Genomic DNA, 11,090 nt, shown 5'->3' with positions numbered 1-11,090 from the left:
GGCCGCCTGGCCCACGGACGAAGAACCCGATTTTTCCCTTAAGGAAGAACTTGGAATTGATAGCGGTTGCATGATCGAGGAAACTCCCGAATATCGGGGATGTTGCAACGATCGCTAGAACTCGCCCTTCGGCGCTAGCATCAAACTTATGGGTGAAGTCGCCGCGACCAGATCCGCCGGCGGGCGGTACGACGAGGTTTTCGTGGCACGCATGTACCACGGGGTGGTGGCGCTGGCCGCCGTCCTCGGCCTGGTGCTTCAGGTCATCGCGATGCTCGAATCGCCCGCCTACGCCCTTGAACCGGCCCACTTGTGGTGGAACTATCTGGGCTACTTCAGTGTCCAGGCAAGTGTGCTGGTCTTCATTGTCTCCCTGAGCCTGCTGATGGACTCTGCCCGCGAGGCGGGTCCGGTCTGGCGAGCGGTGCGCGCGGTCTCTCTGATAGCCGTCCTGCTCGTATTCCTGTTCCAGTTCACGGTGTTCCGGGGACTGCCGGACTTCACCGCGCTCAGCAGCACGGCGGTAATGGCGGACCGGATATTGAACTATGCGGTGCCGGTGCTGACGGTGACCGGCTGGCTCATCTTCGGGCCGCGCCCACGGATCGGCCTGCAGACCATAGTCTGGTCGTTGGTTTATCCCGCCGCTTGGCTCATTGGTAGCCTGATCCGCGGCGCCGCCACCGGCTGGTACCCCTATCCTCCGTTCGACGGGGCAGCCAACCCGTTTGCCGCCGTCGTTGTTAATAGCCTGTTGCTGCTGCTGATCTGGCTGGGGTCCGGATTCCTCTTTTTGCTCCTCGACGCCCGGATGGGTCGGGAGCCGGACGGCTACCTCCCGGGCTTTGGTCCCGACGATGGTTCCGGCCCTGACGATGACGGCGTTACCGACAGCAGGAAGAGTGAATCCGGCGAACCGTCGGCGGGCTGAAGCTGCTACGAGGGGTTGTCCAGGTCGGTGCCGCCGAAGGTATCGCACTGCGCCGGATCGCCGGTCTCGTAGCCTTGGACAAACCACGCCTGCCGCTGCTCGCTCGAACCGTGCGTAAAGGTGTGGGGGTTGATCTGGCCGGTGCTGGCCTGCTGGATCCGGTCATCGCCGACGGCGGCAGCCGCCGAAAGCGCGTCCCGGAGGTCGTCCCGGCCGATGGGCTGCATGAAAGGCCGGCCGGTCGTCTCATCGATCTGCTCGGTGGCGTTACCGGCCCAGACACCGGCATAGCAGTCTGCCTGAAGCTCGACCCTGACGGCGCCGGAGGCGGCTCCTTGCGGATCCTGCTGAGAGTAATTGATGGCTCCGGTCAGGTTCTGGATGTGGTGTCCGAACTCGTGCGCCACCACATACTCTTCCGCCAGCGGGCCCTCCGCGGCGCCCAACTGGTCGGTCAGCTGGTCGAAGAAGCCGGTGTCGAAATAGGCAGTGGTATCGGCAGGGCAGTAAAACGGTCCGACGGCGCTGGAAGCCGTGCCGCAGCCGGTACTGACCTGACCGTCAAACAGCACTACGGACGGCCGTGGATACGTCATGTTGAACCGGGGGAGCTCCTCGCCCCAGAACCGGTTGAGGCTGTTGACTGTGCCCACTACCCGGCAGTCGCGGCGCACGTTGGCATCCTGACCGGTTTCGCATTGGGCCGCGATACTGTCCGGCCCAGTGGCCTCCTGCTGCACTGAAGTTCCGGAGCCGAGTCCGAGCCCCTGCAGCAGTTCCGGTGGAACCCCCAGAAGCGAGGCGATGAGCACCACCAATCCGCCGCCTCCGATGGCGATCTTGCCGCCCATGCCGCCGCGCCGGTCCTGGACCTGGGACGTGTCCAGCCGGGAGCCCTGATTGAAACTCATGGGCTTAGAATAGCGCCGCCGGCCGCCGGTGGAGGCGCTATTGTTCCTTTTCCCCGAGTCCGCGTGCGGCTAGGGCGTCTCCGGTCTGCCGGGCATAAGCCACCGCGCCGATGATGACGGGCTGCACGATGGCGCGCGGGGAAGAGCCAAGCCCGCGGGCCTTGGCCGCATCCCGGACGTCGTGCAGTGACCCGAGCAGGTACGGGATGCTCCGCAGCATCAAGGAGATAGTCAGGGCGAAACGCTCGGGATCGGCGCCGAACCGCTGCAAGGGAGAGACGGCCGCAACCAGCCCGTCGAGCAGCCGCTGGGTCTCGGTGGTGGAGGTCAGCAAATTGGCCGCATAGATGCAGGTCAGCAGGGCCGCTACCACAGCCAGGGCCCCGGCCGGCGAGTCGACCCACCAGCGGTAGGCGACCACCACCAGCAGGAAAAGCCACATGGCGCGCAGCGGCGTCACCAGTTTCCGGACCGGAAGGCCCGCGGCTACATGAAGGACAACGACGACGGCCAGAACCGCCGTGCGGGAGAGGGCACCGGGCAGGGCCAGCACCAGGATGCCGGCCGCGGCAAGCAGCAGGAACTTCAGCAGCAGCGGCGCCCGGTGCAGCCAGCTGCGCCCCGGTACATAGGCGCTGATCAGGTGGGCACGCCCTCTCACGGCGTCCGCTCCCGGATGCCCGCGCAGAGTTTGCGGTAGTAGTCCACGGCGGCGGGCGGATCGCCGTCGTAAATCACTGTGCCTGAGTCCACGACGAGGGTTCGTTCACTGTCCAGGGCCAGTTCCAGGTCGTGGGTGGCCAGGATGACCTGCTGCGGTAGCGAGGCAAGCCGGCCCCGCAGCAGCAGCGTGTTCTTCAGGTCAAGCAGGGTGGAGGGCTCGTCCAGCACCAGGACATCCGGATCCACCGCCAGCACGCTGGCCAGGGCGGCCAGCTGACGCTCCCCGCCGGAGAGTTGGTAGATGCTCTGGTCGGCCAGGGCAGCGAGTCCGAAGCCGGTCAGGATTTCCATGGCCGCGTTCCGGCGGTCGGTACGGTTGCGGTGGGTCCGCCTCAGCGACAGCTCGACGTCTTCGAGCGGCGTGGGCATGACCAGCTGGGACAGAGGGTCGGTGAAGACAAAGGCCACTTTCCGCCGTACCGCCGTCCCGTGCTTTGCGGTATCGCGGCCGTCCACGCCCACGGTTCCGGCGTCGGGGAGGACCAGTCCGTTGATCAATTTAAGCAGGGTTGATTTACCGGAGCCGTTGGCGCCGATGATGCTGATGCGCTGTTCCCCGAGCGCCAGCTGCGGCACAGACAGGATCGGGGCTGCGTCTTCGGCGAAGTCGGGACGGACCAGTACGTCGCGGAACTTGATCATCTCAGCGTGGCCGGCGGAGCAGATCAGGGAAGGCTTTGTGGATACCGACGGCGATCGCAGCAGCCGCGGCGTTCTTGACCAGATCCCCGGGGACGAACGGCAGGTCGGCAACCAGCGCAGCACCGAAGGCCAGCTGCCCGTTGAGCATCATGCCTGCAATCCCGCACAGATGCGTCAGGACGGTGCCTGCGGTCGCAGCCGCGAACAGCCACAGCGTGGTCAGCGTGGTCAGCTTGCGGACCCGCCGGAGCGCTGGCCGCGCCAGCACCCCGATGAGTGCAGCGGCGAAGGGGAAGGAAAGCAGGTAACCGGCCGAACCCATCGCCAGCACGCCCAGACCGCCCTGGTAGCCGGCGAAAATGGGCAGGCCGACAAGGCCAAGCAGCACATACAGTCCCACCGCGGCGAACGCGCGGGCGCCGCCGAGGACCAGTCCGGCCAAGGCAACCACCATGGTCTGGAGCGTTATGGGCACACCGAGGATATTGCCGGCCGGGATCGGGGGAACCGCGATCGATGCGGCGGTCAGCGCGGCGAAGACGCCGATGAGGGCCAGATCTGTGCCGTTCCAGGAACGGCGGCGCGGCGCGTTTCCGGCGGCAGGGGAGCCGCCGACGACGTCGGAGGCTACAAGGTTCCGATTGTGGGCGGACTGCTTCGGCATCGAAAGCTCCTTCTATGGCATGGGGACAACGTGTCTACCCCAACTACCGAGAATAGCGCCTGCGGGGCAGGGAGTGTTTGCAGGTTTCCTTCGAAGTCATACGGGCCGGTAGACTGGAAAGGCTGATTTCTACAGCATCTTGTACTGCATATCCCCTTATAACCCCTTATATTCCCCTTGAAGAGGTCCTACCTGTGATTACCGTTAATGATCTTGAGCTGCGCGCTGGAGCCCGTCTGCTCATGGACGCGGTGTCATTCCGTGTGGACAAGGGCGACAAGATCGGGCTGGTGGGCCGCAACGGCGCCGGCAAAACCACGCTGACCCGGGTTCTCGCCGGCGAGGGCATTCCGGCCGCAGGCCAGGTTACCCGCAGTGGAGACATTGGCTACCTGCCGCAGGACCCGCGGACGCCGAACATGGACCAGCTGGCGCGTGACCGTATTCTCTCCGCCCGCGGACTGGATGTCGTCTCCGGCAAACTCCGCGCCGCACAGGCCGACATGGCCAGCGAGAATCCGGACGTCCAGGCCAAGGCTATGCGCAGTTACGACCGGCTCGAAGCCGAGTTCCTTGCAGGCGGCGGCTACGCTGCGGAGGCCGAAGCGGCCGCGATTTCCTCCAACCTGGCGCTGCCGGAGCGGATCCTGAACCAGCCGCTCAAGACTCTTTCCGGCGGCCAGCGCCGCCGTGTTGAACTGGCCCGAATCCTGTACTCAGGCGCCGACACCATGCTGCTGGATGAGCCCACCAACCACCTGGACGCGGACTCCATCACCTGGCTTCGTGAGTTCCTGAAGAACCACCACGGCGGTCTGATCGTGATCAGCCACGACACCGAGCTGCTCGAAGCCACCGTCAACAAGGTCTTCCTGCTTGACGCCAACCGCGCCACCATCGACATCTACAACATGAACTGGAAGCGCTACCAGCTCCAGCGCGAAACCGATGAGCGTGCCCGCAAGCGTGAGCGCGCGAATGCGGAGAAGAAGGCCGGGGTGCTGATGGACCAGGCCAACAAGATGCGGGCCAAGGCCACCAAGGCCGTCGCAGCGCAGAACATGGCCAAGCGGGCCGAGCGGTTGCTCAGCGGACTGGATGCCGTACGTGCCAGCGACAAGGTCGCAGCGCTGCGTTTCCCGGACCCGTCTCCCTGTGGCAAAACCCCGATGACGGCCGAGGGACTGAGCAAGTCCTACGGCTCATTGGAAATCTTCACCGATGTGGACCTGGCCATTGACCGCGGTTCCAGGGTAGTGATTCTGGGACTGAACGGTGCAGGCAAGACCACGCTGCTGCGGATGCTCGCCGGGGTGGATTCACCGGATACCGGCGAGGTCATTCCCGGGCACGGGCTGAAGATCGGCTACTACGCGCAGGAGCATGAAACGCTCGATACCGAACGCAGCGTCCTGGAAAACATGCGCACGGCCGCCCCGGATCTGCAGGACGCCGAAGTGCGCAATATCCTGGGCTCGTTCCTGTTCTCCGGCGACGACGTCAACAAGCCTGCAGGCGTACTCTCCGGCGGTGAGAAGACCCGCTTGGCGCTGGCCACCATTGTTGCGTCCTCGGCCAACGTGTTGCTGCTCGACGAGCCAACCAACAACCTCGATCCGGCCAGCCGTGCCGAGATCCTCGGCGCGCTGCGGAATTACAGCGGCGCGGTGGTCATGGTCAGCCACGACGAGGGGGCAGTGGAAGCGCTGAACCCGGAGCGCGTTGTCCTGCTGCCCGATGGCGTGGAGGACCTCTGGAACGAGAGCTATCTGGACCTGGTCACGCTCGCATAGCGTACTTTACGGCCGCCGGCGGCGGGCCTAGTCCCGCTCGCTCAGCAGCGAACCATCCGTGCGGAACCCTTGGGCGTCCAGCACGGCGTCTTCTTCTTCCTCGGCGCTAGGGCGCTTGCGGGAACGCTTTTGCGCTGCCGGCCGCGGAGCGGGATTGGCTTCGTGGTAGCCGGCTTCTTCATCTTCCTCCTGCAGCCGGTCCATTCTTGCCTGCTGCCGTGCGGCATAGCCGTAGCCGACGAAGAACAGCACACCGAAGGCGTACCACTGCATGGAGTAGGACAGGTGCGGACCCTCATCGATCGCCGGCTTGGGCATGAGGGCGGGACGTTCAGCCGGGGCCGGATTCTCGGCCGCCATCAAGCCGTATCCTCCCGTAAAGACCGGGTACCCCAGCTCGGCTGCGTACTCGTCGAGCTGGATCGATGCCAGCTGACCCTCCGGGGCCCCGCGGTCCACTGACGACTCGCCCGGCTTGACGCGTGCGACGACGGTGACGTCACCTTCCGGGGCTGCCGGGATCGTGTCCGGGTGGCCGGCCACGTCATTGCCGATCGGCAGCCAACCGCGGTTGATAATGACCGCCGGGCCTGAATCCAGCTTCAACGGGATCAGGACCTCGTATCCGGGACGGCCGTTGAGCGGCCGGTTGCGCACAACCCGCTGGCCGGCCTGGTCATACTCGCCGCGCAACACCACAGGCGTCCATTCATCAGCGTCGTCGGCTTCGGCGAAGATATCCGGCACGGCCTCAAAATCGACAGGGTCGGCGTCGTAATTGGATTCAATCGCGGTAATCACGTCATGGGCCTGGTCCCTGCGGTCCATCTGCCAGTTGCCCAGCAGAACGCAGACAGAGGCGAGGACCGCGACCAGAAGGAGCCAGCCCAGCCATTTCGCGCTGAACAGAAAACGGTACATCGGTTAGCTTCCCTCTACCGGAGCGTCCAGGGGCTGGGTATCGCGCCACAGCCCGCGCAGCTTGAGATAGTCTTCCAGCCAGCCGCGGTGGTCCTCGCAGGCCAGCCAGACCTTCCGCCGTTCGGGCGTGTGGATTTTGGGGTTGTTCCACCGCACCTGCCAGACTGCAGCAGCGCGGCAGCCCTTTCTGGAACACACGGTCTCAGCCGGCATTGGCTGCCCGACTCCGGATAGCTGGTCAAAAATACTCACGCGGCGCTTTCGTCCTTCCGGCGCTTCGTCACCGGGCTCAGATTGCCCTCGAAGACCTCATAGCTATCATGAACATGTGCGGCAGGACCCGCACGCCGGTGAATGGTTTCCGAACCGGTTGCCCGTCCCGCTCCTTCTCCGGGGGCGGACTGGCCAGCCGCCGTATCGGGTTCCTGCTCCTCGTCGATGATCTCGCCGGGCACCACCACGGGCTCAGCGGCCTTCGCAGCGGCTTCCGCAGACTCCAGTTCGCCGGCGGGTGCGCGGTCCAGCAACGCATCGCTGTGCTTGAGATTGCTCTGGTCGCTGCCGCCATTGGCGATGATGACAGCGATCCAAGGCAGGAAGACTGCACCGGCAACAAAGAGCCATCTGGCCCAGCCGTCGATGAAAAAGAACAGCAGAAGGCAGGCCAAGCGGATTCCCATCGCAAGGGAATACTTGACCATCCGACGGTGCATCTCGTCTGTGTGGCTTTCGGGGACATCCGTAATGCTGAGGACTTCCCGATCATCATCTGGCTGCTTATTCATCACGCTCCAAAGACCCACTTCAATTCTCCCACGTGCCGGAACCCAGACGAAGTCGATGGCCGGGATGGCCGTGATGGGTATGGTCACATGCGGGTCCGCAGCCGGCAGAGGGCTAGGATTCTTTAGAAATAAACCGCGTTCAACGGAGGTAAATGTGAGCAACGAGCAGCAGACCGGGCGAAGCGTCCTGGTCACGGGCGGCAACCGCGGGATCGGCCTGGCCATCGCCAAGTCCTTTCTGGCCAACGGCGATAAGGTAGCCATCACCTACCGCAGCGGTGACGTTCCCGAGGGTCTGCTGGGCGTCAAGGCCGACGTCACCGATACCGCATCCCTTGACGCAGCCTTCACCGAGGTTGAGGCCGCCCACGGTCCGGTGGAAGTAGTCGTGGCGAATGCCGGCATCACCCGCGATACGCTGCTGCTGCGGATGAGCGAAGACGATTTCACCGACGTCGTGGACACGAACCTTGGCGGCGCCTTCCGCGTCATCAAGCGGGCGTCCAAGGGCATGATCCGGTTGCGCAAGGGCCGCGTTGTCCTGATCTCCTCCGTTGTCGGCCTGTACGGTTCGCCCGGCCAGATCAACTACGCCGCGTCAAAGTCCGGCCTGGTCGGCATGGCACGGTCGCTGACCCGCGAGCTCGGTTCGCGCGGCATCACCGCCAACGTGGTGGCCCCCGGGTTCGTCAACACGGATATGACGGCGGAACTGCCCGAGGATACCCAGAAGAGCTACCTTGCCAGCATTCCCGCCGGCCGCTTCGCCGAACCGGAGGAGGTGGCCAATGTGGTCCGCTGGATCGCCAGCGACGAGGCCGCCTACATCTCCGGCGCCGTCATCCCCGTTGACGGCGGCCTCGGCATGGGGCACTAGCGCCGATCAGGCTGCTTCGGCTGCGCTTTGTCGGTTTCCTACAACAGGTCCGGCTTCGCGGACTGGCAGTATGGAAGCAGACAACCATTACCGTTAAGCGTTTCCTACAAGGAGGCGCAGGGGAGTCCCCCCGCAAAAATTGAGGAGCAGCCATGGGCGCATTGGAAGGTAAATCGGCCATCGTGACGGGGTCGTCCCGCGGGATCGGCGCAGACGTAGCGAAGAACCTCGCCGCGGAGGGCGCGTCCGTGGTCATCAACTACCGCCAGAAGGCGCCCCGTGCCAACAAAGTAGTGACGCAGATCGAAGCAGCCGGCGGCCGCGCTGTGGCGGTCGGGGCGGACCTCACCGTGCCGGAAGGCGCGCAGGCGCTGGTCGACGCGGCCACGGAAAACTTCGGCGGATTGGACCTGCTGGTCCTCAATGCGTCCGGCGGCATGGAGACCGGGCTGGGTGAGGACTACGCCATGCGCCTGAACCGTGACGCCCAGGTAAACATGCTCAAGGCCGCCGTGGACGTCATGCCCTCGGGTTCGCGCGTCGTCTTCGTCACCAGCCACCAGGCACACTTCATCGACACCGTCCCCACGATGCCCGAGTACGAGCCGGTGGCCCGGAGCAAGCGGGCCGGCGAGGACGCCTTGCGGGCCGAACTGCCAACGCTGGCGGAGAAGGGCATCTCGCTGGTGGTGGTCTCCGGCGACATGATCGAAGGCACCGTGACCGCTACGCTGCTGGACCGCGCGGCGCCCGGGGCCATCGAGGCCCGCCGTGAGGCGGCAGGAAAGCTTTATTCGGTTGAGGAGTTTGCCGTGGAGATTGCCAGGATGGCGACGGCGGACGTTCCTTCGGGACACACCGAGCTGGTCGGCGGAGCCGACTGGTTCCAGAACGCCCAGGCCTGAGTCTCTCAACCGGGACCTGAGCCGGCGGCTGCAGCGGAATATTTCCGCGGCAGCCGCCGGCTGCTTAAGCGGTTTGCCAGGCGGTGCCGCCGGAGAGACCCGGAACCTCTCGAAGCCGGTCAGACACCAGCGAAGAGCCTGGCGACGTCCAGATAAGGGATGTTAATCGCGGCGTCGGCGGCATCGCGCACGGCCGGTTTGGCGTTGAAGGCCACGCCAAGGCCGGCGGCGGCCAGCATGTCGAGGTCGTTGGCACCGTCACCGATCGCGATGGTTTGTGCCAGGTCGATGTTCTCGGCCTCGGCCCACTCGCGCAGCGAGGCTTCTTTGGCAGCCCGGTCGACGACGGCGCCATCCACCAGTCCGGTCAGCGCACCTTCCGCCGTACCCAACAGGTTGGCCCGCCAGTAATGGAGTTTCAGCTCCGCGGCCAGCGGGTCGAGGATTTGGCTGAAGCCGCCGGATACCACCCCCACAACATGGCCCGCGTCCAGGAATGCCTCCACAAGCTCGGCGGCTCCGTCAGAGAGCTGAACCGTCTCCCGGACCCGCTCGGTCACGTCCACGGGCAGATCCCGCAGCGTCTCCACCCGCGCATGGAGGCTCTGGGCAAAGTCCAGTTCGCCGCGCATGGCCGCTTCGGTCACGGCAGCGACCTCCGTATGGGTGCCGGCATGCTCGGCCAGCAGCTCGATCACTTCCTGCTTGATCAGCGTGGAGTCCACGTCCATGATCAGCATCTTCCGGTGCGGTCCCGCCAGTTCGGCCGGCATGACCGCCGTTCCCAAGGTTTCGGTGATCACTGGTTTGACCGCCGCCCGCAGCGCCGAGAGACCGGCGGCGGTATCGCCGTCGTACCCGACGGTCAGTATGGTGGCCTTGAAGCGGTCGTTCTTGAAGTTTTCCAGTTCCACAATGTCCCCGCCGGCTTCGGACACGGCGTGCTGGACGGCGGCAAGGTAGTCGTCGGGGAGTTCGACGCCGTAGGAAACAACGCGGAAAAGCGAGAGCATGCGGGATAGATCCTTGTCTTCACGGCGGGGCCGGACGGATAAACTACGGGGAAATGTGCCGGATCCCATCATCGGTAACCGGCGTAGCGTTTGGCGAATGCTACGGCTTTTAGCCTAATGTCTACTCCTATGAGCGATGTTCTTGAATTTGCCGGAGTCAGCGTTGTCCGCGGGCGCAAGACCCTGCTTGACAGCGTGGACTGGCAGGTCAAGGATGGTGAGCGCTGGGTTATTCTCGGTCCGAACGGTGCCGGCAAGACGACGCTGCTGCAGATCGCCGGTGCCCGTCTCCATCCTACCAAGGGCGAAGCCGGCATCCTGGAAGAGACCATGGGCTCGGTGGATGTTTTTGAGCTGCGGCCCCGGATCGGTCTGGCGTCGGCGGCGCTGGCCAACCAGATACCCGAGCATGAAACGGTCCTCAACGTCGTGGTGACGGCCTCCTACGGTGTCACCGGCCGCTGGCGCGAGCAGTACGAAAAGATGGACGAGCGCCGCGCGTTCCGACTGTTGGACCAGTGGGGCATGTCCACCTTCCTGAACCGCCCGTTCGCCACCCTGAGCGAAGGCGAACGCAAGCGCGTGCAGATCGCCCGTGCACTGATGGCGGATCCGGAACTGTTGCTGCTGGATGAGCCGGGCGCCGGACTTGATCTGGCCGGCCGCGAGGACCTGGTGCAGCGCCTGAGCGAACTGGCCGCCGACGAGGAAGCTCCGGCCCTGGTCCTGGTCACCCACCACCTCGAAGAAGTACCGCCGGGCTTCACCCATGCCATGCTCCTGCGCGAAGGCGGCGTGGTGGCGCAGGGTCCCATTGCCGACGTCCTGACCGAAGAGAACCTCAGCTCGGCCTTCGATATGCCGCTTGAGCTCAAGGAAGACGGCGGCCGCTACACCGCCGTCGCCCGGCGCAGCTAAGCTCCGC

The 11,090-nt window shown here is 65.0% G+C and carries 13 protein-coding genes; 5 read left to right on the top strand and 8 right to left on the bottom strand.

Features of this window, described 5'->3' with window-relative positions; translation table 11 throughout:
• Nucleotides 1-148: 148 nt before the first annotated feature.
• Nucleotides 149-931, top strand: a complete 783-nt coding sequence (locus tag HGO92_RS21115) for a Pr6Pr family membrane protein (protein ID WP_169998384.1) — start codon at nt 149-151, stop codon at nt 929-931.
• A 5-nt stretch (nt 932-936) separates the two neighbouring features.
• On the opposite strand, the gene ypfJ is transcribed toward HGO92_RS21115, so the two are convergent.
• From ypfJ to HGO92_RS21095, 4 genes are read right to left on the bottom strand one after another with little or no spacing between them, the layout of a single operon-like run.
• On the bottom strand, nt 937-1,842 hold the full coding sequence (gene ypfJ, locus HGO92_RS21110) for a KPN_02809 family neutral zinc metallopeptidase (protein WP_169998382.1): 906 nt from the start codon (nt 1,840-1,842) through the stop codon (nt 937-939).
• Between the two features lie 37 nt (nt 1,843-1,879).
• Complete coding sequence (locus HGO92_RS21105; protein ID WP_169998380.1) at nt 1,880-2,503, bottom strand: CbiQ family ECF transporter T component; 624 nt, start codon at nt 2,501-2,503, stop codon at nt 1,880-1,882.
• The gene (locus HGO92_RS21100) at nt 2,500-3,207 is read right to left on the bottom strand and encodes an energy-coupling factor ABC transporter ATP-binding protein (RefSeq protein ID WP_169998378.1); all 708 of its coding nucleotides are present in this window, start codon (nt 3,205-3,207) and stop codon (nt 2,500-2,502) included. Before HGO92_RS21100 ends, HGO92_RS21105 begins: the two co-directional genes overlap by 4 nt.
• A gap of 1 nt (nt 3,208) precedes the next feature.
• Nucleotides 3,209-3,871, bottom strand: a complete 663-nt coding sequence (locus tag HGO92_RS21095) for a biotin transporter BioY (protein ID WP_169998376.1) — start codon at nt 3,869-3,871, stop codon at nt 3,209-3,211.
• Between the two features lie 194 nt (nt 3,872-4,065).
• Between HGO92_RS21095 and abc-f the strand changes: the two genes are divergently transcribed.
• Nucleotides 4,066-5,664: a ribosomal protection-like ABC-F family protein gene (gene abc-f, locus HGO92_RS21090; RefSeq protein WP_169998374.1), complete on the top strand. Its 1,599-nt coding sequence runs from the start codon at nt 4,066-4,068 to the stop codon at nt 5,662-5,664.
• Between the two features lie 27 nt (nt 5,665-5,691).
• Here the strand turns inward: abc-f and HGO92_RS21085 are convergent, their stop codons facing one another.
• From HGO92_RS21085 to HGO92_RS21075, 3 genes are read right to left on the bottom strand one after another with little or no spacing between them, the layout of a single operon-like run.
• Complete coding sequence (locus HGO92_RS21085) at nt 5,692-6,585, bottom strand: SURF1 family cytochrome oxidase biogenesis protein (RefSeq protein WP_169998372.1); 894 nt, start codon at nt 6,583-6,585, stop codon at nt 5,692-5,694.
• Nucleotides 6,586-6,588: 3 nt separating this feature from the next.
• Nucleotides 6,589-6,837: a hypothetical protein gene (locus tag HGO92_RS21080; protein ID WP_440915792.1), complete on the bottom strand. Its 249-nt coding sequence runs from the start codon at nt 6,835-6,837 to the stop codon at nt 6,589-6,591.
• Entirely contained in the window at nt 6,834-7,370 is a 537-nt protein-coding gene (locus HGO92_RS21075) for a DUF3099 domain-containing protein (RefSeq protein ID WP_169998370.1), read from the bottom strand. Before HGO92_RS21075 ends, HGO92_RS21080 begins: the two co-directional genes overlap by 4 nt.
• Nucleotides 7,371-7,524: 154 nt before the next feature.
• Between HGO92_RS21075 and HGO92_RS21070 the strand changes: the two genes are divergently transcribed.
• Nucleotides 7,525-8,247 carry a beta-ketoacyl-ACP reductase gene (locus tag HGO92_RS21070; RefSeq protein WP_139003589.1) on the top strand — a complete coding sequence of 241 codons (723 nt, stop codon included), beginning with the start codon at nt 7,525-7,527 and terminating at the stop codon, nt 8,245-8,247.
• Between the two features lie 152 nt (nt 8,248-8,399).
• Nucleotides 8,400-9,152 carry an SDR family oxidoreductase gene (locus HGO92_RS21065; RefSeq protein WP_169998368.1) on the top strand — a complete coding sequence of 251 codons (753 nt, stop codon included), beginning with the start codon at nt 8,400-8,402 and terminating at the stop codon, nt 9,150-9,152.
• Between the two features lie 119 nt (nt 9,153-9,271).
• Here the strand turns inward: HGO92_RS21065 and serB are convergent, their stop codons facing one another.
• Nucleotides 9,272-10,165: a phosphoserine phosphatase SerB gene (gene serB / locus HGO92_RS21060; protein WP_169998365.1), complete on the bottom strand. Its 894-nt coding sequence runs from the start codon at nt 10,163-10,165 to the stop codon at nt 9,272-9,274.
• 129 nt (nt 10,166-10,294) lie between these two features.
• Between serB and HGO92_RS21055 the strand changes: the two genes are divergently transcribed.
• The gene (locus HGO92_RS21055; RefSeq protein WP_169998363.1) at nt 10,295-11,083 is read left to right on the top strand and encodes an ABC transporter ATP-binding protein; all 789 of its coding nucleotides are present in this window, start codon (nt 10,295-10,297) and stop codon (nt 11,081-11,083) included.
• Nucleotides 11,084-11,090 lie beyond the last annotated feature (7 nt).

The organism is Crystallibacter degradans (assembly GCF_012952295.1).
In the GTDB taxonomy this organism is placed as follows: Bacteria; Actinomycetota; Actinomycetes; order Actinomycetales; family Micrococcaceae; genus Crystallibacter; species Crystallibacter degradans.
This window is presented reverse-complemented; position numbering and strand designations above follow the sequence as displayed.